Below are 22,585 nucleotides of genomic sequence, written 5' to 3' on the forward strand. Positions count from 1 at the left end.
GAATACTCTGGCTGGAGGCGCTAACCTGCGCTCAATACCTCATGGTATCGACTGACCAGCATGGGTGTTTCTTGATGGATTCTTTGGTGAGTTCGTGCAGAGGGGTGTACAGCGCGGTTTTGTGGAAATCGGGTTTCTCGCCGCGCGCTTTCGCCTGCAATGAAGCAGAAATCAGGTCATCCAGGTCCCGGCCCTGTCCGGGTACGTCGTAGCTGACGTAGTTGTCGACGCTGCCGTCTTCAATCAGCTTGCAGGCTAGTGTCCCGCCGCCGCCACTGGTTGAAACGAAGACCTTACCCTTTTTGCCGGCATCCTTGATGGCCGCAACCGTTCCCTGATCGGTCACGTCCCAGACACCCATGACACCGCAGAGGTCAGGGTGCTGTTGAAGGACGACCTGGGTGATGGATTTGGCCTTTGACGAGTCGTAGTTCCCCGTGGATTGTCTGGCTACGACCTTGATATTGGGGTGTTTGCTGAGGACTTCCTGATACCCCTTTTCCATGTAGACGGACCAGGGCGACGTGGTCGGCCCTGTCAGAATCAGTACCTTCCCGGAGGTCTTCGGCCCGCAATGGTTCACCACCGACTCTGCCTGCAACTTGCCGATCTGAACAGCATCACCGCCGACGAAGCCGCTGGTCATGATGGTGCTCTTCATGTTCAGCTGTATAACGAAGATACCTTCCTTTTCGGCCTGTTTTTCAAGGCGTGCATAGGAGGTGACATCCGGATTGTGAACCACGATAACGTCTGGCTTGGGATTCTGGTGGATCAGTGACGTTAAAATCCGTGTACCGGCCTGCGTGTTGAAGTTGGCATTCCGCACTTGATATTTGTAACCGAGTGCCTTGGATTGCATCTCCATCATTTTGTTCCAGCCTTCGGTCAGATCGAGTCCCATGAAGACCGGGACGAAAACCACCGATTTGCCGCTGAAAGAACTGTAATAAGCGTCGCGTTCCGGATCGTTCATGCTTAACTGGGCCGCCTGAACAACGCTGCTCATGGCGAGCGTAGACACCACCGCGGTCGTGGCTATCGAACGCCACTTTTTGCGAAACGAACTCAAGATGTTGGTCACAGTCTTAAACTCCTTTATTTATTGTTGGAAAGGACACTGTTGGAATCTCGAATGTTCAGTGCCTGGGGTGCTTCAGATATCTCCTTGTTGCGCGGTTTCCTCGTTTCTTGGATTCAGAACGCTGTCAATGGCAATGGCCATTAACAGAATCACGCCCTTGACCAGATTTTGAGCGTCGTAGGAAAAGTTAAGGATGGTCATACCATTGAGGATTGTGCCGACCAGCAGGGTGCCGACGATGACGTTCCATACCCCGCCGCGCCCGCCGGACAGGCCTACGCCACCGAGGACCACCACCAGCACGACGTTATAGATAAGGGAGAGGTTGTAGATCCGAGTATCCATGACGGCCGAGGACGAGGCCATGACTAGGCCGGCAAAGACGGCAATTAGCGCCGCTATCAGGTACTGCAGGACCATAACAGGGCGCACAGGCATGCCGGTTGTACGCGCGGCATTCGGATTGTCACCAATGGCATAGATGAACAGGCCCAATTTTGTCCGCTTGAGGAACACTGAAACGGCGATGGCCACGACGGCGAAGGAGATAACGGACGAGGGGATACCAAAAAGCGTGGTGCCCCCGATCCATTCGATGGGGTTTAGCTGGTCGGGCCAGGGCACGACGTCAAACTGCAAGATGCCGCTTTGCCCGATACCGGCAAGCCCAAGGCCGGTGGCCAGTGTAGTAAGCAGCGCTGGCACCTCTGCATAGGCTGTCAAGAGGCCATTGAGCAAACCGAATGCGATGGCCAGCGCAACGCCGGCGATCAGTGCGAGTCCCAGATCCACCCCCGTGCTGGCCAGCGTCATGGTCAGTGCTGTCGGCACTGCGAGTATTGCGACCATGGACAGGTCGATACCGCGCCCTATGACGACAACCGCCATACCCAGTCCGAGCATGCCGAGTACCGATATCGAACGCAGTATGTTGACGAGATTGCCCGTGTTCAGAAATCCAGGCAGGAAGATCGAGAATGCAATGAAAATAATGATGAAAATGAGAAAAACGATAGTTTGCTGATCGAGCTTTATTATTTTTGCCGCCGTTTTTTCTTTTGGCAGCAGGCTGGCTGTCGTATTCATTTATTGTCCTGATTTTATTCGGCAAAAATTCGGTGAGGGGTGGCTCGTGCTGACACCGATCTAGATTCCCCTGAGACGAAAAGCTCATTGCACTGTGTATTAACGTTCTAACATGGCGTCTGAATATCCAGTATTCGCGAATGCTTAAGCTGGGGTTCGATACGGATTAACGAGCGGAATGTATCGAGCGGAATTATGGGGTCGGCGGGGTCAAATACGGTCAGGTAGCCCAGAGGATTGCTTCGATAGCGGGATAGTCAGTGCGAAAACGACTGTAAATCTGCCGACCGATGCCGCCTGGCTTTGCCGTATTACTGGCTTTCTTATCAGTCAAGCGTTTCTCTCCCGTCACAAAAGCATGGTAAAATACCGGTTTTCATAATGACGGGCTTGCCATGACCGAACGCTGTTCCTAACATGCTCGCCCGCAAGTCAAATAGAACCGCACAGGTAAACTGAGGACTATCCATGCAAGTTTCTGTCGAAACGACGTCTAACATCGAGCGTCGTATGACGATTGGTGTGCCTGCCCAGCAAATTGAGCAGGAAGTCGAAAAGCGCCTTCAGCAGGCAGCACGGAACGTGCGACTCAACGGTTTCCGTCCGGGCAAAGTGCCTATGAAAGTTGTTCGGCGTCGTTTTGGCGAAGGCGTTCGCCAGGAAGTCGTTGGCGAAGTGATGCGCGACTCCTACATGAAAGCGCTGGACGAGGTAAAGATCACTCCGGCGGGTTGGCCGCGTTTCGAGCCGAAAACCATGGAAGCCGGAAAGGATCTGGAGTTCGTAGCGGTATTCGAAGTCCTGCCTGAGATCGAAATTGGCGACCTCAGTGGCGTGAAAATCGAGAAGGCGACGTCTGAAGTCAAGGATAAGGACGTCGAAACCATGATCGATACCCTGCGTCGTCAGCAGGCGACAATGAAAGCGGTTAAGCGCAAGTCCAAGAAAAAGGACGTCATGACCATCGCTTTCAAGGGATTCATCGATGGCGAGGCGTTCGAAGGCGGCAGCGCGGACAACTATCGCCTGACGTTAGGTTCGGGACAGATGATCCCCGGCTTTGAAGATGGCCTGATCGGTGCCAAGGCGGGTGAAGACGTCGAGCTGAACGTGACATTCCCCGAAGACTACCAGAACAAGGAGTTGGCCGGTAAAGCCGCTCGCTTCGAGGTTCAGGTGAGTGAAGTAGAGGAGCCGGTACTGCCGGAATTGGACGCTGAATTCTTCGAGAAATTCGGTGTCTCCGTTGCGTCCGAGGAAGAGTTCCGCGCTGAAGTCCGTAAGAATATGGAGCGCGAAGTCGAGCAGGCGCTGGGTAACAAGGTGAAGAACAGCGTTGTCGACGCCTTGTTGAAAGTGACCGACTTCCCTGTGCCTGAAGCGTTGATTGAGCAGGAGATCGATCGTCTGCGCGAAGATGCTGTCCAGCGCTTTGGCGGCCAGATGCAGGCGTCGCAGTTGCCTGCCGAGCTGTTCACTGAGCAGGCTCGTCGTCGTGTGCGCACGGGGCTGCTGTTCCAGGAACTTATCCGTCAGAACGATCTCAAAGCGGATGACGAGAAAGTTGAAGCGCGGATCCAGCAGATCGCTTCGACCTACGAGCAGCCGGAAGAGGTTATCAACTACTACAGCAGCAATCCGCAGCAAAAATCCCAGATCGAGTCCGTGGTCCTGGAAGATGCGGTTGTTGATTTCGTGTTGGGTAAAGTGAAGGTTACCGAAAAAAAGGTCAGCTACGAGGATGCGGTCAAACCGGCGCAGCCACAGGCTGATGAATCGGAAGAAACCGACACTGAGGTCTCCGAGGGCTAAGCCCGGGGCTTCGAGGGCTGAGCTTTCTGCAGCACGCTGACAAACCGTACTGCGTGGATGTTCGTATTACGTCATCGTGAACATCCATGCAGGCTGAAAAGGTCGGGTGGAGCTGCAGTTTTCTCTCAGCCTGCTAGACTGCATTGAGACAGCCGGCTCATACCGGCTGTTTTTATCTGGGACATCCGTCTTTCCGCCCGCGAGCCCGATGACTGAGACCGGGCTGTGATCCGTGGGGTATCGACAGGAATCAGGAGATAGCCAATCTATGACGCAGCAAATGTATGATGGCCCGACGATGATCACCAATTCCGGGCTGGTACCCATCGTCATCGAGCAGACGGCTCGAGGTGAGCGCTCCTTTGATATCTATTCCCGTCTGCTGAAGGAGCGGGTTATCTTCCTTGTGGGTCCGGTCGAGGATCACATGGCCAACCTTGTGGTGGCCCAGTTGCTGTTCCTCGAATCTGAAAACCCCGATAAAGATATCCACTTGTACATCAATTCTCCCGGTGGTTCGGTAACTGCGGGTATGTCTATTTATGACACCATGCAATTCATCAAACCGTCGGTTTCGACCCTGTGCATTGGTCAGGCGGCCAGCATGGGGGCTTTCCTGCTGGCTGGCGGGGAGAAAGGTAAGCGTTTCTGTTTGCCGCATGCCCGGGTGATGATCCATCAGCCGTTGGGTGGCTATCAGGGGCAGGCTTCCGACATTGAGATTCATACACGGGAAATCCTGAAAATTCGCCAGACACTGAATGAGCTGCTGGCGGAGCATACCGGGCAGCCGTTGGAAAAGATCTCCCAGGATACGGATCGGGATAATTTCATGGATCCGGAGCAGGCCAAGGCCTACGGATTGATTGATGCCGTACTTGATAAACGAATGGTTAATAAATAATACTGGGATTGATCGTATTGGGTCGTGTGGCCGTAGTGTTCGTTGGAACACGGTTTGCGTGAACGGCAACGAGTAACAGTAGAGGTAAATCAATGGCAGATGAAAGAAACGGCAGGGGCGACGATAATGGGAAGTTGCTCTATTGCTCGTTTTGCGGCAAGAGCCAACACGAAGTCAGAAAGCTGATCGCAGGGCCGTCGGTTTTCATCTGCGATGAGTGTGTCGACCTGTGCAACGATATTATTCGTGAAGAAATTCAGGAAAGTGCTCAGGAAGAGAGCAGTGACCGGCTTCCGGCGCCTACCGAAATCAAGACGACGCTCGACGAGTACGTAATTGGGCAGGAAAGGGCTAAAGTCGTTCTGTCCGTCGCCGTGTACAACCACTATAAGCGTTTGCGCTATGGTGAAGGCAAGGGGGCGGATGTTGAGCTGGGCAAGAGCAACATTCTGTTGATCGGCCCGACGGGTAGCGGTAAGACGCTGCTCGCTGAGACTTTGGCGCGCCTTCTTGACGTACCTTTCACCATTGCGGATGCAACCACGCTGACAGAGGCGGGTTACGTCGGTGAGGATGTCGAGAATATCATCCAGAAGCTGCTTCAGAAGTGCGACTACGATGTTGAGAAAGCACAGCGCGGCATTGTCTATATCGATGAGATCGACAAGATCTCGCGTAAGTCGGACAACCCGTCGATTACGCGTGACGTGTCAGGCGAGGGCGTTCAGCAGGCACTTCTCAAGCTGATCGAAGGAACCGTCGCTTCCGTGCCCCCGCAGGGCGGGCGCAAGCATCCCCAGCAGGAATTCCTGCAGGTTGATACGTCCAATATCCTGTTCATCTGTGGCGGTGCTTTTGCCGGGCTGGACAAGGTAATCCGTGATCGTTCGGAGAAAAGCAGTATTGGGTTCGCTGCCACGGTTGTCAGCAAAGTCGACCAGAAAAGCGCAGGCGAGACCTTGTTGGAGGTGGAAACCGAAGACCTGGTCAAATATGGTCTGATCCCTGAGTTTGTGGGCCGCTTGCCGGTTGTGGCAACGCTGACCGAACTGGATGAGGTCGCTTTGGTTCAAATCCTGACTGAGCCTAAAAACGCGCTTACCAAGCAGTATCAGAAACTGTTCGATATGGAAGGCGTGGAACTGGACTTCCGTGAAGATGCGTTGCGGGCGGTTGCTCGTAAGGCGATGGAGCGGAAAACGGGCGCACGTGGGCTGCGTTCCATAATGGAAGCTGTCCTGCTGGATACGATGTATCAGATTCCTTCCGAGCACGATATCTGCAAGGTTGTCATCGACGATAGCGTTATCAAGGGCGAGTCTGATCCCATTAAGATCTATGCCAACAATGAGCAGGCTAAGGTCGTCCCTGAGGATTGATTCCTGCGTTGTTGTTCTGAGTCAGTGCCTCCAAAGAAGGGCTTCTCTTGAGAAGCCCTTCTTTTATTTTGGGCGCATAGCCGCCGCGCGAGCCTTTTGTCCCCCCTCCTTTGTTTGCTACTTATCCAGGTATGCGTTTTAGAAGCGAAATAGGCCGACCGGGTAGTTGCAATTCCCTTTCATTGCCCCAAATATGGAGGAAAACCGGTGCATTTTATTGGTTTTACCGGTTCACTCAGTACGCCAAGCGTCGGCTTTCTCGACGCCGTATTTAAAGGAGTATCATGACTGTGACTCAACATGGCGCTTCAGCAAATGGCTTTCCGCTTCTGCCGTTGCGGGACGTTGTTGTCTTCCCGCACATGGTGGTTCCGTTATTCGTAGGGCGCGATAAGTCTATCCGTGCACTGGAAGCGGCCATGGAAGGTGGCAAGGAAATCCTGCTGGTCGCGCAGAAAAATGCCGGAACCGATGATCCGGAAGGCGGCGATGTTTTCTCCGTAGGCACCGTAGCCACAATTCTGCAGTTGCTCAAACTTCCCGACGGTACCGTCAAGGTGCTGGTTGAGGGTAACGATCGGGCCCGTATCGACGAAATTCATGGTGGCCCTTTCCTGACTGCCGATGTCGAATTATTGGAAGAGACCGATATCAGTGAGCGTGAAGGCGAGGTCCTGGCTCGAACGTTGATGGAGGAATTCGAGCGTTACGTTAAGCTGTCGAAGAAGGTTCCCGCCGAAGTCAGCAACTCTCTGAATGGCATCAGCGACCTGCATCGTCTTGCCGATACCATGGCGGCGCACCTGGAATTGAAAATTCCGGAAAAGCAGGAGTTGTTGGAAACCGTCAGTATCAAGGCCCGTATTGAGGCCTTGTTGGCCCGCCTGGATGCCGAAATCGACCTGATCGAGGTTGAGCGCCGCATCCGTGGTCGCGTGAAGAAGCAGATGGAGCGCAGCCAGCGGGAGTATTACCTCAATGAGCAAATGAAAGCTATCCAGAAGGAAATGGGGCAGCTCGGTGAGGGTAACAACGATTTTGAAGAACTCGAAAAGCGCATCGAGTCTGCTGGCATGACGGAAGAGGCGCGCAAAAAGGTCGATGGCGAGCTGAACAAGCTCAAAATGATGTCACCGATGTCGGCGGAAGCTACCGTCGTGCGGGGCTATATCGACTGGCTGCTTGCCATGCCCTGGAAAAAGCGCAGCAAGGTGCGTCATGACATCGAGAAGGCGCGAGTGATCCTTGATGAGGATCATTATGGCCTGGATGAGGTCAAAGAGCGGATTCTCGAATACTTGGCAGTACAGAGCCGGGTCAAGAAATTGAAGGGGCCTGTGCTGTGCCTGGTGGGGCCGCCGGGGGTGGGTAAAACTTCTCTGGGCCAATCCATAGCGCGTGCAACCAACCGCAAGTACACGCGGATGGCTCTGGGTGGCGTGCGTGATGAAGCGGAGATTCGCGGTCATCGTCGTACCTACATCGGTGCGCTCCCCGGCAAGTTGCTGCAAAAGATCTCGAAGGTTGGCGTGAAGAATCCGCTGTTCCTGTTGGATGAGATCGACAAGATGGGTATGGATCACCGTGGTGACCCTGCCTCTGCCTTGTTGGAAGTCCTCGATCCGGAGCAGAACCACACCTTCAGTGATCACTATCTCGAGGTCGATTATGATCTCTCTGATGTGATGTTCGTGTGTACCTCGAACTCGATGAACATTCCGCCGGCCCTGATGGACCGGATGGAAATTATCCGGATTCCAGGTTACACGGAAGATGAGAAGGTCAATATTGCGCTGCGCTACCTGTTGCCGAAGCAGCTTGCGGCTAATGGCCTGTCGGATAAGGAACTGATCCTGCCGGAAGAGACGGTCCGCTCATTAATCCGTTATTACACCCGCGAAGCCGGGGTCCGGGCGTTGGAACGTGAAATTGCGAAGGTTTGCCGGAAGGTGGTGCGCGAGCATGTTGTCGCCGGTAAGAGCGAGCCGCTGACGTTGAGCGAGGATGACCTGGAGAACTATTCCGGTGTCCGTAAATTCAAATACGGTCTCGCGGAAGAGAAGAATCAGGTCGGCCAGGTAACCGGTCTGGCATGGACGCAGGTGGGTGGCGAGTTGCTGACCATCGAGTGCGCTGTAACCAAAGGGAAGGGCAAGGTGGTCAAGACCGGCTCCCTTGGCGATGTGATGCAGGAGTCCATTCAGGCGGCGCTGACGGTTGTTCGTAGCCGTGCAGTGGGCCTGGGTATTCCAGAGGACTTTCATGAGCGACAGGACCTTCATATCCACGTTCCGGAGGGTGCGACCCCGAAAGATGGGCCCAGTGCCGGTATCGCGATGTGTACTGCACTTGTTTCTGCATTAACGGGAATTCCCGTTCGGGCAGAGGTGGCCATGACGGGCGAGATCACGCTTCGAGGGCAGGTTCTGGCAATCGGCGGGCTCAAGGAAAAGCTGTTGGCGGCTCACCGTGGAGGCATTACCACGGTCTTGATTCCGGAAGATAATGTTAGAGATCTCAAGGAGATACCGGAGAATATCAAGAGTTCTCTCACGATCAAACCTGTGCGATGGATCGACGAGGTCCTGGACGTTGCGCTGGCCTATGCGCCGGAACCGCTCAAGGCTGAGCCGGCGGCCGGAGAGCCGGGTTCCAAGCGTGAAGATGATGCGGAAAGCAGTGAAAGGATCAATACACACTGATTCATGAGCAGGCCCGTTGTTGACATGTCTCGCGGCGCGTTGGTATAACTATTTCGCCGCGAGACAGCCAATACCAAGGGTTTCCGGGTAGTTCACTATCTGGCCGCGCAAAGAAAAATAGCAGCATGGAAAATGGAATTCTCCGATGGCTTGTGCCATAGTCGGAGGCGTTCAAAAAAAGAAACCAAGAGCTCACATCTTCAATCTGAAATCGAAGGGGTTTAGTGTGAATAAGTCCGAACTTATCGACGCGATTGCAGCTTCTGCCGATATCTCCAAAGCCGCTGCTGGGCGCGCACTGGACGCTATGGTCGGTTCTATTACCGATGCGTTGAAAAAAGGTGATCAGGTTACTTTGATCGGTTTTGGTACTTTCCAGGTTAAGGAAAGAGCTTCCCGCACCGGCCGCAATCCGCAAACGGGCGCTGAAATCAAGATCCCTGCTTCCAAAGTTCCCAGCTTCAAAGCCGGTAAGGCCCTGAAAGACTCCGTCAAGTAACGGACAGCAATGGATGTCGGGGCTGACTCTATACGGGTAGTAAGAACACAGGCCAGCGTTTCATAGAGTGGTTGTTCGAATTTATTGAATAATTACTCGATACGCCGGGAGTCTTGGGTTCCTCTTCCCGCCTGCTCCGCCAGACTCCAAGGCGCATTCCTTCACCGGATGCGCCTTTTTACGTTAACCGGGACCTATTGGGTGTACAGACTGTCTACCAGTTGGGACAGGCATCCTAATCAAAACAGGTACGATAAGCTGATCAGTTGATCCGATCGGCTGCGTGGGGGAATCATGCTACAAAATATGCGGAACAATGCCCAAGGCATTGTTGCCAAAGTAATTGTTGGTCTTCTGGTTTTATCGTTCGCACTCTGGGGGATTCATTCGATCATCGGTTCGTTCAGTAGCGAACCGAAGGTTGCCGAGGTTAACGGCGACGCCATCACCCAGGCTCAATTCGAGCGTCTTGTTGAACTCCAGCGTCAGCAGACTCTGGCGCAGATGCAGAAACCGGACCCCGCGGCCATCGATCAGGCCAAGCTCAAGAAAACCGTGCTCAACAGCATGATTGAGCAGATGGTGATGTATCAGGATGCGAAAAATCACGGGTTGCGGCTCAGCGACCGCGATGTTGACAACCTGATCGCCAGCCAGCCCAGTTTCCAACAAAACGGGAAATTCAACGAGCAGGCCTTCGAGGCACGAGTGCGCAACATGGGGCTGACCGTTGGGTCCTTCCGGGATCTGGTGCGCAAGGAATATCTGATTCGCCAGATTCAGGCCGGTATTGTTTCCAGCGGGTTTATCTCTGATGCCGAAGTGAACGACATCATGAAATTGCGTTTTCAGACGCGCAGTTTCAAGCAGCTGAGCCTGCCGAAATCGTTGGTGGCGAAAGACGTGACCGTCACTGACGATGAAATCAAAAAGTACTATGACGAACATCCTGCGGATTTCGTGGCGCCGGAATCAATCGATGCAGCCTATATCGAATTGAGCGTTAATGGACTGCTGGATCAGGTTCAGGTCTCCGACAAGGCGCTCCACGACCTCTATACGCAGAAAATGGATGGCTATAAAGCGCATGAAGAGCGTGACGCCGCCCAGATCCTGGTTGAGGACAAGGGTGGGGAGAAGGCCGTTAAGGCAAAGTTGGACGCTATCAAGAAGCAGATAGACAGCGGTGCAGACTTTGCGGCGCTTGCCCGGAAGTATTCCGATGATGTCGCCACCGCCAAAAAGGGTGGAGAACTGGGATACGCGACTAAGGGTACCTATACGCCGGCATTCGACGAGGCCGTCTTTTCGATGAAGAAGGGGCAGGTGAAGGGGCCGATCAAAACACCGTTTGGTTATCATTTCATCAAGCTGCTGGATATCCGCCAGCAGCCGAAGCCGACCTTTGCGCAAATGGAAGGCAAGCTGCGTCACGAATTGAAAATGCAGGAAGCCCGGAAGCTGTTCGCGACGAAATTGTCGAGTCTGCAAGACGCCGTGTTTACGGCGGATAGCCTGCAGGGGCCGGCCAAGACGTTCGGTCTCAAGGTTCAGGAGGTCAACGGCGTGACCCGTAAGGGTGGTGCTGCTCCTTTCGATCATCCAGGCCTGGTCAATAAGCTGTATTCCGATGATGTCCTCAAGAATGGGAATAATTCGGATGCGGTGCACTTGGGTGATGATGCTGTCGTGTTTACCCGCGTACTGAAGCATCATGCGGAGCATCAGCAGGCACTGGATCAGGTTCGCGAGCAGGTGAAGAAAACGCTTGAGCAGCAGCAGATCTATGTCAAGCTTGAGGACAGGGCGAAGTCTTTGATTGCCAAGCTGGAGTCCGGAGCCGACGACAACGCCGTGTCGAAGGATGTGGGGCAGGCCTGGGCTTCTTACGATGCGGTTGGTCGTGATGATCAGAAGGTCAGTGGTGATGTCCTGAAGAAGGTATTTGATATGCCTCATCCGGATGGCAAGAAAGCGACCTATGCGACTGTCAGGACCGATGATGGATTGGCCATTGTACAGCTCGACGCTGTGCAGGATCCGGAGGCCTCGACGCTCAAGGCTCGTTTCGACGGCTTCGAGCGTTATCTGGCGGCACAATCCGGTTCCAAGGACTATTATGATTACCGTCAGCAGCTTCAGCAGAAAGCCGACGTTGTTCGGAACTGAGTTGCGCTACGGTTGAGGGGCTAACCGTGGAGGCGAGGTGTTGTGCCTTCCGGTTAGCGGGATGGTTGTCTTGGACAAGTGTCCCAAGAAGGAGGAGCTTGGCTCCTCCTTTTTTATGCGTTTCGTGAACATCGATGAGGGAGCTTGCCGTAATGGGTGAGGTTATTGATAGCGTCACAGTCTGGCGTAATCGGCCTCCTACGCCACGGCAGATTTGAGGAACAGTTATCTTTAAGCCCTGATTTTTTTCGGTATCTTACCGTTACGCGATGTAACAGAGACACGCCTTCAACAAGAACGATAATAAAAACAGAAAATTATTATAACTTTGCCGGATCGTCACTGCGTTCGATAACAAGGAAACAAAGTTGCCATGATCCTCTTGTTGGCGGGGTCTATTCTGACGTTTGTCATAGCCCGGGATGCGACGATCGTGACACCTCATCCGAAAAATGAGGTGTACTACCGTCAAAAATACAATAGTGGGCCCAATCACCTCGAAGATTTCGTCAAGGTCGAGCCGCTATCTGTCATCAAAAACCGCGATGTGGTTCACCAGGCGTATGACTACAGTTGTGGTAGCGCCGCGTTGACCACGATCCTCCGTTATTACCTGGGCCGTAATCTCGATGAACGGCAGGTGATGGAGGGGCTGCTTCACTACGGTGAGAGCCAGCGTATTATTCAGCGTCGTGCCTTCTCTCTGCTGGATATGAAGCGCCTGGTCGGCGCCCTGGGGTATCCGTCCGGCGGTTTTCGGGCGACCATCGATGACCTCAAGGAATTGGATCATCCGGCGATTGCGCCGATCCATTATGCGGGCTTCAAGCACTTTGTCGTTATCCGCGCTGTCAAAGGCGACCGCATTTTCATTGCCGACCCTTCTCTGGGAAATATTTCCTTCACGCTGCACGAATTTGCCGGTAAGTGGGACCAGAACGTGCTCTTTATTGTCTTTCCCGGCAGTAGCAAGCCGATCAATGCGCTGGAGCTCAAGGAAGAGGATATGCGCTTTATCGATTCGCAAACGCTTTCTGCTCTGACCTATCGACAATTCCCGGAATTCAACGAAGCGCGTGAATGGTCTATTCAGAACGAGCTGGAGCGGCAGAAAAACAATCCGGACGGTACTGTCGAGAATACCCGTAAGCAGCTGATTTATCGGCGCTAGCGGTTGATGCAGTATCGGTGCGAGCAGATAACAGAATAATGATGAAGAATAAGGGAGCTGGGATGAATCGTTGGGTAGTGCGTGGCTTGATCCTCTGTTCTGCAGCTATGCTGATGCAACCGGCATGGGCAGCGGATGAGCAGGGGGGAGACCAGAGCAACGTGAGCAAGGCCCGTCAGGCTCTGGCAAAGAAGAAGGGTGATTCTGATTCCACCAAACAGCTGGAGCAGGTCTTCGAGGCGTCACAGAAGAACTATTCCCTGCTGAAGGCCGGGCATCAGGATCTGACATATGCGTTCGATTACACCTACACTGCGGATCAGCGGATTGATCTCAAGGTTTTAAACGGTCAGATATACAACCTTGATGTCACGCCGTCTGCCACGCATGAGTTCGATAACTCCTTCAGCTACGATTACGGTCTTCTCGATAATCTTACCATTGGGACCCGTATCCCTCTGATTTCAAAGTACGATTCCCAGAGCCAGCTTTCCACGAACAATATTGGTGATATCTCCTTCACCACGCGCTGGCAGCCTCTGCCCTATGTACCGGGAAAGATGTCGACGACGCTGTTCGGGTCATTGACGACGAAGACCGGGGTGAGCCCTTACGAAATCGATGTCCAGCGTGAGCTATCGACGGGTAGCGGTTACTACAGCGTGTCAGGGGGAGCAAGCTTCTCGAAAGTGCTTGATCCGGTCGTGCTTTTCGGTTCGACGAGTCTGACCTATAACAAGAAAGTCACCGGTCTGAACCAGGTGCGCGGGGCAGAGCTGCTGACATCCGTGGATCCGGGGTTGGGTATTTCAGGTTCCGGCGGTTTCGCGTACTCCCTTTCCTATGACATTTCGTTGAGCATGTCGGTTCAGCTGAGTTATTCCGACAAGACCACCCTGGAATTCAGTAACGGCGCCAAGCTTGAGTCAAAGGCGCAGATGAACGGCTTTTTCAGTCTGTCGTTGGGAACCCGCGTCAGCGATACCACCATTATCAATACCAGTCTGGGTATTGGCCTGACGCCGGATGCACCGGATTTTTCGCTTGGAGTTTCCCTGCCTATCAACATCGAGGGTCTCAAGAAGTAATTGCGACGTCGACCGTTAACCGGGAAGGGAAGAGCACCTCATGTTCATAAAAGGCTGTAGCAAACGGATCGGTCTGGCCGTCGCCTTACTTCTGCTGATGGTCGGCAGTGTTCGCGCGCAGTTGACGCAGAACCTGACGATCAGTCCTAAGGCGTTGTCCCTGGGTAACGCCGTAACGGCAGATCCGCCTGGAATCATGGCTATTCAGTATAACCCGGCGGGTTTGACGCAACTGGAGGGGCGTCAGTTCGAAGTCAATCTGTTGGGTGCGTACCTGGATGTCGATGCCGACTTCATCGCGCCACCCGGCTATAACGTTTTCGGGATTGATGGATTGGGCACTGACCCCATGACGGGGAAGCAGGCTGATCCGGTTGCCAATACTCACAGCCACACCAACACGGCCAACATCTATATTCCGGGTATCGGCATCCAAAAGCTGCCGGCGCCCATTGGCGTTTTGCCGACAGGTGGCTTCAGTATCCAGAATCCGGGATCGAAGCTGACCTTTGCCAATGCCTTCTATGTTCCTATGTTTGCGAACTTTTCCCGTAAAAATACGGACCCGGCACGCTACGAACCCCAGAACGTTGCGATCCAGCGGGTGACCTACCTTTCGCCTACCGTGGCATACAAGATCAACGATCACTGGTCTGTCGGTCTCGGTATCCACTTTTCGGATCAGGCATTGGCGATCGATCAATGGATGCGGGCACCAAACATGTTGTTGGGGGTGGCGCAGGTCCTCCAGAATGCCTTCGACTGTAAATCCGGCAACGAACCCCTGCAGCCCTGGATAGCACTTTGCGGTGGTAACGTCGGTCCCTGGGACGATATCGGTACCATGCACCTCAACCTGCAGCAGACGATTTCACCGTCCTATGATTTTGGCGTGATGTGGACGCCGACGTCCTGGTTTTCTTGGGGGGCGAACTATGAGTCGTCCTCGGCAATGAATCTCACCGGGACCTACGAACTGGATTACACCAAAGATTGGTCCGGGTTCTGGCAGAGCGTCAACAGTTCGGTGTTTGGTGCCATCGGCGCGGCGATTCTGAGTCTGCCCTCCGGTGTACCCCGCGAAGCCGGTAACGTTTCAGTCAAACTGGATTATCCGCAACATTTCCAGACGGGTATCAGCGTCAAGGTCCATCCCAGGCTTACGGTGAATTTCGACGTGAGCTGGACGGACTACAGTAGCTGGGATTACCTGCATCTGAAGTTCGACCGCAACCTGGAATTCCTCAGTGCGGCACGGATTCTGTCGCCGACACTGGTGACCAAGAATACCCTGGATTTCCCCCTGGGATTCACGGATGTCTGGAACTATGGCATCGGTTTTACGTTCCATGCGTCGAGTCGTCTCGATTTGCGTATGGGGGTTGAGCGCCGGGACTCGGTCATTCCCAAGGATAAACGCTCCGTCATGGCACCGTTCGGTGGTGCCGACCTCTGGGGCGTTGGCATGGGTTATCGCTGGGATAAGGATACGCAGATCGATATGTCGCTGAGTTATCTGGAGTCGAATGAATACATTCCGGCGAATACCAGTTGTAACGTAAACTGCACCAGCATCACCAACATCATTTATAACCCCTATGCAGGGTTGGATGTTAAGACACGTTTACGGGCAGTACTTGCCGGGTTGACGTTCAGGACCAAGTTCTGAGCTTCGGCACTGGCCGGAGGTTTGGCGTATGTCGGCAGGCGGAAAACTCGCAGGTTCCCTTAGTCTGGGCGTATTGTGTCTGGCACTGTCGTTACAGGTAGTTGCGGCGGACCGGTATTTCACCTGGGTCGACCAGAACGGACAGTTACGTACCACGATCATCCATGAGCCCGATCAGCCCAATCCGATAGAGGCACAGGCTTCGAAGCACCGCCAGGAGGAGAAGGCAAAGTCGGAAGCCTCTCAGGATTCACCCGGTAAGCCTTCTTCTCAAACCGTGGCGCCGACCCCGAGTCCCGCCATGGCGACTCCGACCGCTCCGGTCTCGAGGCCAGTGGCTGGCAAAGCTCCCGCTTCTGATGGTGAGGCGATTCCCACCAAAGCTAAAGCTGATGGTGCCGGAGCTACTCAAAGACCTTCTTCAGTCGTTCCGGAAGCCTCACAGACTCCAGCCCCCGCGCATCCAGCGCCCGAGAAAAATACCGCCAATGCCAAGGCTGGTGTGGGAGGCTTAGGCGCTGCAGCGCCCCAATCCCACCCGCCGGTGAGGCTTCATGACGCAAATGCGGCGGACAACGAATACAACCTGAAGAATTATCCCGACGGGGATACCCTGGCCAAGCATGGCTTTGTCCGTGACAAGAGCCATCGACCCTATTTTACGTGGGTGGATGCCGAGAATAATCTACGCTCGAGCTTTTATCAGCCTCCGCCCTTTAAGGAAAAGACGTTGCCAAAAGGGGGAAGTAGCCTGGATGGGGTTGCGTTTAATCGCGCGAGCGTTCTGGCGTATCGGCCGGCGAAGCCGGTGGATTTACCCAAAGATGCGGCACCGGGCGTATCCAGGGTTCTCGGGTTAAATCGGCCTCCCCAATTTTTGGCGAGCTTTTCGGAGAGCTGTTGCAATACGTTGCAAAAGGGCGATATTGCAGACTTGCCGCCGGATCGGGATTTCCTGGTGAAAGTTGAGGACAGCGATCCGGTCTTTGATTTTTCCAGCGGGAAAAGTTACTACCGTTGGGTGAAGTTACCTGATAGCCGGTTACCATACGCCTTGCGGGTGAAAAGCTTCATCCATAACGGGGTCTTTGTGCCGACGCTGGTCTTTTTCGACAGCCAATTCCATATCACCCGCCTCATTACGGATATCAGCTTCGATTATGCGCCTGAACGGTGGTACCGCTATGGCTACCTGCAGGCGACCTTCCCGGTCTATCCCGCAGGTCACGGTGGGGATCGCTGGCTGCTGGTGATGACACGGAAGCGTGATCTACACCAGAAAACCATTGTCGATCACGAGAATGGGATTCCTCCTATTCAGCATACGCCGACCGGTTCTCTCGAACTGGCTGTTGTCGGCAAACCTTAATCCTCCTTCTCCTCTGGATTAATCCAGGGCTGTGATAACCAAAAAAAGCGGTTGTCGCCGGCTGGGTAGGTGCAGTTGTAACGGAAGCGCCGCCCCGAAAACGCACTGGAGGGGGTTATCTCAACGGTGTTCGTCGAGGCATTGAACGTCACCGGCAAAGCACCTCGCAGAGAACCGTAACAATGTAGATGGTCGGCTTTCCAGTGGTCCGGGAGAGGCAACTGGAGTGACGGCGGATTGCGCTGGATAACGGGGTCAGGCAGCAGGCTGGCCTCTATCGGAAAAGCGAGCGAGAGGAGTTTGTTGCGCAGAGGGCCAATCTGTCCATAGCTGTTGGCGGCAGGAAAGCGGGGGATTGCCTGAGGGTCGGAGCCGGGTCCCACCGGCCCGGACTGTTGTCCATAAGCGAGCCAGCCGCGTTGTTTGATCATTGCTTCCAGGGCCTTGTCGTATTCGCCATAGGGGTAGGCGAACAATGTCGTCGTGCTGCCGAGCTTCTCCCGCAAGCGACTCATACCGCTGTCCATTGACCGGACGACGCGCTTTTTCCAGTGCGCTGCAGTTTCCCCTGGCCTGGGGACCAAGTGAGCATGATCTGATGTGTGGCCGCCGATAGTAACCCCCTGTGTCGAGTCAAGAGCCTGGAGTTGTGTCCAGGTCATGTAGTGTCGATGGTGGTGGTCGACAGCGTCAGTGTTTACAAAGACGGTGAAGGGATAACCCCGTTGTTTGAGCAGTGGTAGTGCGGTGGTGTAAATCGATTCAAAGGCATCGTCGAAGGTGATGGCGACATAGGGTTTATCGTTGTCCTCGCCTTTGAGGGCTTTCCTGGTTGCTTCCTCCAGCGGGACGACAGGGATTTTGAGCTTGGCGATAAGGTTCAGTTGTTCCTTGAACAGTGCCGGTGTTGTACTGGTCGATGCGGGTGTATCGGTTGCGATGTGATGGTATTGCAAGATAACGAGGTCGGCGTGGGCGGGCATGACCAGAAGGCTGAGCCCGTATGGCAAAAGCCGGTGTAACCACCGCATCATGTTGGAAATCCCCTTGCATCAAAGTGTTGGCGTAGTACCGCGAGGGCGGCATTGAGCTGTTGTAGTCGGTGTGTATCGCCGCCTCTGTCCGGATGGTGTTGCATGGCAAGACGGCGAAATTGTCGTTTGGCGACTGAAAATTGCTCTGGGAGGTCGTCGAGGTGCAGCGTTTCCAGAGCGTGATTCAAACTCTCGTCGGTTGGCGCATGGACGCCACGCCAGAAGTTGTCGAGCATCGTTTCGACGACCTCATCGGCGAGATTGTAATTGTCCAGGTTGAGGTAGAAGGCCGCCAATTGATCCGGTGGTCCGGGATTGAGACTGCCGGTGGCGTTACCGGCGGCTACTCGGATATGGATATTCAGTGGCGAGATGTAAAGGGTTTCGCCTTCGGCGATCAAGTCGCTCCTGAGTTGATACAGGACGTGAAACAGGATGAAATGGACCGGGTAGAGTTCGCCCGTCGCATTGAAGTTTACGGGGCCGATCAGGTGCCAGGGGTCACCTTGAAGTGCCTTGATCAGGTCGAGTTCTCCCAGACTCTTATGTGACCGCACGACGGCTTCGGCGGCCACGCGCAGACGCATAACATAGTGCTCAAGCGATGGCTTGGCGAGCGCGGCCGGAGCTGAATCTATCATGACGTCGGTGTCCTGATCGTTATCGTCGCCGTCCTTAAACATTACAGCCCGGCCAAAATTCCGGACTGTAATGAACAGGGTGGCCGCAAAACCGTAAGGCGCGGCCTTAGGCCGTTTGCCGAACCATGCGTTCGACACCGCCCATAAAGAGGTGAGTGGCGAAGTCCGCTGCCCTTGTGGCTTCCTCTTCCGCACCTATCACACTGTCATGAGCACGTTTCGCTACGCGCAGACTCATTTCGTAGGCGACGCCAAAAAAGGCGGCGGACAGGTATTCCGCGTCGATTTGTGGGAAGAGTCCGCGCTGAACGGCTGCATGTACATCCTCTTCCAGCGATGACATGGCGAGACCGAGAATGTCGGAGCCGAATAGCTCCTTGATTGTCTGGTCGTTGCGATGCGCTAACTCGTAAATGACCGGATCTGCCGCTGTGGCACGAAACAGGGCGAGATAGGTGTTACGAATGAAAAGCTCCTCCCGCTCAGCCTTTTCCCGCATGGTGCGCAGGTTTTCGTTCAGGTTCGCGAGAAAGTCCGTTAGTAGGGCAGAAAATATGTCCTGTTTATCGGTGAAATAATTATAGAAGGTACCGGCGGCGAGATCGGTGCGACGGATAATGTCGCGAATCGTCACTCTGTCATAACCTTTTTCGCGGAAACACTCGCGGGCTGCCGCGAGTATTGCATTGCGATTGGCTATCCGGTTCCTTTCGCGTTTGCCGAGCTTTATAGCTTCCATGAATAAACCTTCCATGCATTGCCGGACGACTTCATACCCCTGGCGCCGGCACTAAGTAGTTGAATCGACGCCTGGAGTAGACTCCCCAAGGACTTTCATTATAGGAAACCGATTACGGAATTCCCACGTTTTCGGCGACAGTCAGCCGGCAGGTTCGGACTTCCCGCGACACTGCCTGACGACTGGGCCCGGGTTCCGCTATAATCGGCCCGCCAATATGTCGAGGTGACGCATGATAGACGAGTGTTTGCAGGGGAAGGACCGGGTTGAGTTGAACAAGCTGCAGAAGCTGCTGCGGCGCGAGACCGGCCGGGCCATTGCCGATTTCCGTATGATCGAGGCCGGAGACAAGGTGATGTGCTGCCTGAGTGGCGGCAAGGACTCCTATACCATGCTCGATATTCTGCTGAACCTGCAAAAACATGCGCCGGTATCGTTCGAAATCATCGCCGTCAACCTGGACCAGAAGCAGCCCGGCTTCCCGGAGGAGATCCTCCCGGAATACCTGGCCAGCCTGGGTGTCGAATACCATGTGATCGAGCGCGACACCTACAGCATCGTCAAGGACAAAGTGCCTGAGGGTAAAACCACGTGCGGGCTTTGTTCAAGGTTGCGGCGCGGCATCCTCTACGATTTCGCTGCCGACCATGATGTCACGCGTATTGCGCTGGGACATCACCGGGACGATATCCTGGAGACGCTGTTCCTCAACATGTTCTATGGCGGCAAAATGAAAGCGATGCCGCCCAAGCTGCTCAGCGACGATGGGCGCAATGTCGTGATTCGGCCGCTGGCCTATTGCCGGGAAAAGGATATTGCCCGCTACGCGGCACTGAAACAGTTTCCGATCATTCCCTGCAATCTGTGCGGTTCGCAGGAAAATCTTCAGCGACAGGTGATCAAGGAGATGTTCCAGGAGTGGGACCGCCAGCATCCCGGCCGTCTGGAAAACATGTTCAGGGCTTTAATGAACGTTGTTCCTTCCCATTTGGCGGATACTGAACTGTACGACTTCGTTGATTTTTCGACGGAAATCAAGCCGGGGTCTTCAGCAGGCGAGGTGTTTGAGACTGTGCCTGTCGCCGGGCAGTTGGATATCCTGAACCTTTGAGACCCCGTATCAAGCGGCGGCGGAGCAGGCGTCGAACCAGCGGAGAATCTTGCGATAAGCCTGACATAATTCCGGATCCCGGCGGGCGCTGCCCAGGACACAATACGTCCAAAACCGGCTGAGGTTTTCAGGATTGAGGTTGCCAGACATGGCATTGGATTGCCATTGGAGCAGGCAGGCGGTGATGGCGGTCGCGTAATTGATATTGGTATCGAGTTCGTGATCGGGGTTCTGCAGGAACTGCCGCTGACTGGCAAAACCACGAACCAGGCTCGCAAGCTCCGGGCGATAGGCCAGGTATTCGTCCCAGACTCTCCGGTGCAGGCCGGAGCTGAGGCCGTACAGGCTGAAGGCCTGGTTGTTGCGACAGCAGGGCGCAAAGCTCTCCCGTAGCGCTGCACCGGCCAAGGCTGTCTCCAGCAAGGGGGTTTCCCTCTCGCTTATTGCAACGACGACCGGACTGATAATCCGGTCCCGAAACGCTACTGCCAGATCTCGCATGGCCCACCACCTCCGGGCGAACCCCTGAACCTTGAAATTCAGCGGCTCCTCGGCAAAATCTATCGCGCTGATTGAAGTTCTAACGCTAACCTACTGTTAAGCGTAGAAGTGGGTTTGTACATCGGCAAGCTTCACCCTGTAAAAAAAACATAAAACAGCACAACGAAGATCCAGCGGGCCAACCGCGTTATATGATGCGGGAGAAGCGTTGGACCTCGGTTTGCGTACGGTAACGATCGAATATCTGGCAAATCGCCCTGACCAGAAGGCGCCCCTTGGGCTGAATAACCAGCTGTTCAGCGTTCCAGGTCAGGAGGCCGTCGTCAGCCATCTGCGTCAGGTAAGGCGCGATATCTGAAAAGTAATGGCCGAAATCCTGTGCCCAGCGCCGCTGGAACTGCGTCATATCGAGGTGGTCGTGGCAGATCAACTGCTGGATCACCCAGCGCCGTAACTTGTCGTCCTCATCGAGCCACAGACCTCGCTTGATGGGCAGCTTTCCGCTGTCGATCGCTTCTTCGTAGAGTGCTTGGTCGTGGTGATTCTGAAAGCAGGCATCGTCGGTCTGTCCAATCGCGGATACACCCAGACCGACCAGGTCGCAGTGGCCGTGCGTTGTATATCCCTGAAAGTTCCGGTGCAGCTCCCCATTGCGCTGTGCGATGGCGAGGCTGTCGGTTGGCAGGGCAAAATGATCCATGCCGATATATTGGTAGCCTGCGGCCATAAGTGTGGCGATGGTCTGCTTGAGAATCGTCAGCTTATCGGCGGCGGAAGGAAGATCCTCACGCTGTATTCGCCGCTGTGGCTTGAATCGCTCGGGCATATGGGCGTAGTTGAACACCGAGAGCCGGTCAGGCCGAATGCTGAGCACCTTATCCAGGGTATGGGCAAAGCTGTCCGGGGTTTGCAGGGGCAGACCGTAAATCAGGTCGATGTTGATCGAACCAAAGCCCAGCTCCCTGGCGCGTGCAATCTGGCTCATTGTCATCTCGGGTGGCTGAATGCGATTAACCGCCTGTTGCACGAGTGGATCGAAATCCTGAACTCCCATGCTAATACGGTTAAAACCGAGGTCCCGAAGAACACCGAGCGTGTCGGTGCGCATTTCCCGCGGGTCTATCTCAATGGAATAGTCCATGCCCTTGCCAGGTTCGATACGGAAGTAGCGGCTGAGCGTGGCCATGACTTCACGTAGCTGTTCATCTGACAGAAATGTCGGTGTCCCCCCTCCCAAATGGAGCTGCTCCACCGGCCGGTCATTGCCAAAAAGTGAAGACTGAATGGCCGCTTCGCGGTAGAGACGCTCCAGGTAAGGCGCCGCCTTCTCGCGTCTCTTCGTCACGATTTTGTTGCAGCCACAGTAATAGCAAAGGCGGGCGCAGAAGGGGACATGCACATAGAGGGACAGTGGGTTGCCATGCTCGCGGCTGAGTGCTGTCGCGCGCTCGAGATCCTTGACGCCGAAGGCTTCGGTAAATTCGACCGCAGTCGGGTAGGAGGTATAGCGCGGCCCGGCACGATCATAGCGGGCGATGAGTGCATCGTCCCACTCGAGATGATCGAAAGAAACCCTGGGCTGAAATTCTGACATGCCGCGTACTCCCTCATAGTGTTGCAGACAGTT

Annotated in this window: 18 protein-coding genes; 11 read left to right on the forward strand and 7 right to left on the reverse strand. The window is 54.5% G+C overall.

Going from position 1 to position 22,585, the window contains the following annotated elements; genetic code table 11:
- Nucleotides 1-31: 31 nt before the first annotated feature.
- Both CLR77_RS13180 and CLR77_RS13185 read right to left on the reverse strand, forming a co-directional pair.
- Nucleotides 32-1,084, reverse strand: a complete 1,053-nt coding sequence (locus tag CLR77_RS13180) for a sugar ABC transporter substrate-binding protein (protein ID WP_097461133.1) — start codon at nt 1,082-1,084, stop codon at nt 32-34.
- A gap of 72 nt (nt 1,085-1,156) precedes the next feature.
- Nucleotides 1,157-2,170, reverse strand: a complete 1,014-nt coding sequence (locus CLR77_RS13185) for an ABC transporter permease (protein ID WP_097461134.1) — start codon at nt 2,168-2,170, stop codon at nt 1,157-1,159.
- Nucleotides 2,171-2,638: 468 nt separating this feature from the next.
- Here CLR77_RS13185 and tig point away from each other — a divergent pair, with 468 nt between their 5' ends.
- From tig to CLR77_RS13235, 10 genes are all read left to right on the forward strand, one after another.
- Complete coding sequence (gene tig / locus CLR77_RS13190; RefSeq protein ID WP_097461135.1) at nt 2,639-3,982, forward strand: trigger factor; 1,344 nt, start codon at nt 2,639-2,641, stop codon at nt 3,980-3,982.
- A 268-nt stretch (nt 3,983-4,250) separates the two neighbouring features.
- Nucleotides 4,251-4,886 (forward strand): ATP-dependent Clp endopeptidase proteolytic subunit ClpP, encoded by a 636-nt coding sequence (clpP, locus tag CLR77_RS13195; RefSeq protein ID WP_097461136.1) that lies wholly within the window; start codon nt 4,251-4,253, stop codon nt 4,884-4,886.
- A 92-nt stretch (nt 4,887-4,978) separates the two neighbouring features.
- On the forward strand, nt 4,979-6,265 hold the full coding sequence (gene clpX / locus CLR77_RS13200; protein WP_097461137.1) for an ATP-dependent Clp protease ATP-binding subunit ClpX: 1,287 nt from the start codon (nt 4,979-4,981) through the stop codon (nt 6,263-6,265).
- A 284-nt stretch (nt 6,266-6,549) separates the two neighbouring features.
- Nucleotides 6,550-8,967, forward strand: a complete 2,418-nt coding sequence (gene lon, locus CLR77_RS13205; protein WP_097461138.1) for an endopeptidase La — start codon at nt 6,550-6,552, stop codon at nt 8,965-8,967.
- A gap of 226 nt (nt 8,968-9,193) precedes the next feature.
- Nucleotides 9,194-9,466: an HU family DNA-binding protein gene (locus tag CLR77_RS13210; protein ID WP_097461489.1), complete on the forward strand. Its 273-nt coding sequence runs from the start codon at nt 9,194-9,196 to the stop codon at nt 9,464-9,466.
- A 294-nt stretch (nt 9,467-9,760) separates the two neighbouring features.
- Nucleotides 9,761-11,635 carry a SurA N-terminal domain-containing protein gene (locus CLR77_RS13215; RefSeq protein WP_097461139.1) on the forward strand — a complete coding sequence of 625 codons (1,875 nt, stop codon included), beginning with the start codon at nt 9,761-9,763 and terminating at the stop codon, nt 11,633-11,635.
- A 373-nt stretch (nt 11,636-12,008) separates the two neighbouring features.
- Complete coding sequence (locus CLR77_RS13220) at nt 12,009-12,806, forward strand: C39 family peptidase (protein ID WP_097461140.1); 798 nt, start codon at nt 12,009-12,011, stop codon at nt 12,804-12,806.
- 62 nt (nt 12,807-12,868) lie between these two features.
- Nucleotides 12,869-13,894, forward strand: coding sequence for a flagellar protein FilC (locus CLR77_RS13225; protein ID WP_097461141.1), 1,026 nt, complete (start codon nt 12,869-12,871; stop codon nt 13,892-13,894).
- Between the two features lie 40 nt (nt 13,895-13,934).
- Nucleotides 13,935-15,563, forward strand: a complete 1,629-nt coding sequence (locus CLR77_RS13230; RefSeq protein ID WP_097461142.1) for an OmpP1/FadL family transporter — start codon at nt 13,935-13,937, stop codon at nt 15,561-15,563.
- Nucleotides 15,564-15,897: 334 nt separating this feature from the next.
- The gene (locus CLR77_RS13235) at nt 15,898-16,932 is read left to right on the forward strand and encodes a MalM family protein (protein ID WP_158227194.1); all 1,035 of its coding nucleotides are present in this window, start codon (nt 15,898-15,900) and stop codon (nt 16,930-16,932) included.
- Here the strand turns inward: CLR77_RS13235 and CLR77_RS13240 are convergent.
- The 3 genes from CLR77_RS13240 to CLR77_RS13250 all read right to left on the reverse strand — a co-directional run bounded on the left by CLR77_RS13240 (nt 16,929) and on the right by CLR77_RS13250 (nt 19,346).
- Entirely contained in the window at nt 16,929-17,966 is a 1,038-nt protein-coding gene (locus tag CLR77_RS13240; RefSeq protein ID WP_097461144.1) for a polysaccharide deacetylase family protein, read from the reverse strand. The genes CLR77_RS13235 and CLR77_RS13240 overlap by 4 nt on opposite strands.
- The gene (locus CLR77_RS13245; protein ID WP_158227195.1) at nt 17,963-18,607 is read right to left on the reverse strand and encodes a DNA-J related domain-containing protein; all 645 of its coding nucleotides are present in this window, start codon (nt 18,605-18,607) and stop codon (nt 17,963-17,965) included. The genes CLR77_RS13240 and CLR77_RS13245 overlap by 4 nt, the downstream gene beginning before the upstream one ends.
- Before the next feature lie 106 nt (nt 18,608-18,713).
- Nucleotides 18,714-19,346: a TetR/AcrR family transcriptional regulator gene (locus tag CLR77_RS13250; protein WP_097461146.1), complete on the reverse strand. Its 633-nt coding sequence runs from the start codon at nt 19,344-19,346 to the stop codon at nt 18,714-18,716.
- Nucleotides 19,347-19,578: 232 nt separating this feature from the next.
- Here CLR77_RS13250 and ttcA point away from each other — a divergent pair, with 232 nt between their 5' ends.
- Nucleotides 19,579-20,457: a tRNA 2-thiocytidine(32) synthetase TtcA gene (gene ttcA / locus CLR77_RS13255; protein ID WP_097461147.1), complete on the forward strand. Its 879-nt coding sequence runs from the start codon at nt 19,579-19,581 to the stop codon at nt 20,455-20,457.
- Between the two features lie 9 nt (nt 20,458-20,466).
- On the opposite strand, the gene CLR77_RS13260 is transcribed toward ttcA, so the two are convergent.
- Complete coding sequence (locus CLR77_RS13260; RefSeq protein WP_097461148.1) at nt 20,467-20,958, reverse strand: hypothetical protein; 492 nt, start codon at nt 20,956-20,958, stop codon at nt 20,467-20,469.
- Nucleotides 20,959-21,145: 187 nt separating this feature from the next.
- Entirely contained in the window at nt 21,146-22,552 is a 1,407-nt protein-coding gene (gene hemN / locus CLR77_RS13265) for an oxygen-independent coproporphyrinogen III oxidase (protein WP_097461149.1), read from the reverse strand.
- Nucleotides 22,553-22,585 lie beyond the last annotated feature (33 nt).

The sequence above is a fragment of the Mangrovitalea sediminis genome, assembly GCF_002514725.1.
GTDB lineage: Bacteria > Pseudomonadota > Gammaproteobacteria > Pseudomonadales > Oleiphilaceae > Mangrovitalea > Mangrovitalea sediminis.

What these genes read in the sequence shown, in the direction of transcription:
- CLR77_RS13240 (WP_097461144.1), bottom strand. Translation starts at nt 17,966, where the DNA reads ATGATGCGGTGGTTACACCGGCTTTTGCCATACGGGCTCAGCCTTCTG.
- tig (WP_097461135.1), top strand. Translation starts at nt 2,639, where the DNA reads ATGCAAGTTTCTGTCGAAACGACGTCTAACATCGAGCGTCGTATGACG.
- clpP (WP_097461136.1), top strand. Translation starts at nt 4,251, where the DNA reads ATGACGCAGCAAATGTATGATGGCCCGACGATGATCACCAATTCCGGG.
- CLR77_RS13260 (WP_097461148.1), bottom strand. Translation starts at nt 20,958, where the DNA reads ATGCGAGATCTGGCAGTAGCGTTTCGGGACCGGATTATCAGTCCGGTC.
- CLR77_RS13250 (WP_097461146.1), bottom strand. Translation starts at nt 19,346, where the DNA reads ATGGAAGCTATAAAGCTCGGCAAACGCGAAAGGAACCGGATAGCCAAT.
- lon (WP_097461138.1), top strand. Translation starts at nt 6,550, where the DNA reads ATGACTGTGACTCAACATGGCGCTTCAGCAAATGGCTTTCCGCTTCTG.
- hemN (WP_097461149.1), bottom strand. Translation starts at nt 22,552, where the DNA reads ATGTCAGAATTTCAGCCCAGGGTTTCTTTCGATCATCTCGAGTGGGAC.
- CLR77_RS13215 (WP_097461139.1), top strand. Translation starts at nt 9,761, where the DNA reads ATGCTACAAAATATGCGGAACAATGCCCAAGGCATTGTTGCCAAAGTA.
- CLR77_RS13245 (WP_158227195.1), bottom strand. Translation starts at nt 18,607, where the DNA reads ATGATAGATTCAGCTCCGGCCGCGCTCGCCAAGCCATCGCTTGAGCAC.
- CLR77_RS13230 (WP_097461142.1), top strand. Translation starts at nt 13,935, where the DNA reads ATGTTCATAAAAGGCTGTAGCAAACGGATCGGTCTGGCCGTCGCCTTA.
- CLR77_RS13220 (WP_097461140.1), top strand. Translation starts at nt 12,009, where the DNA reads ATGATCCTCTTGTTGGCGGGGTCTATTCTGACGTTTGTCATAGCCCGG.
- CLR77_RS13225 (WP_097461141.1), top strand. Translation starts at nt 12,869, where the DNA reads ATGAATCGTTGGGTAGTGCGTGGCTTGATCCTCTGTTCTGCAGCTATG.
- ttcA (WP_097461147.1), top strand. Translation starts at nt 19,579, where the DNA reads ATGATAGACGAGTGTTTGCAGGGGAAGGACCGGGTTGAGTTGAACAAG.
- clpX (WP_097461137.1), top strand. Translation starts at nt 4,979, where the DNA reads ATGGCAGATGAAAGAAACGGCAGGGGCGACGATAATGGGAAGTTGCTC.
- CLR77_RS13185 (WP_097461134.1), bottom strand. Translation starts at nt 2,170, where the DNA reads ATGAATACGACAGCCAGCCTGCTGCCAAAAGAAAAAACGGCGGCAAAA.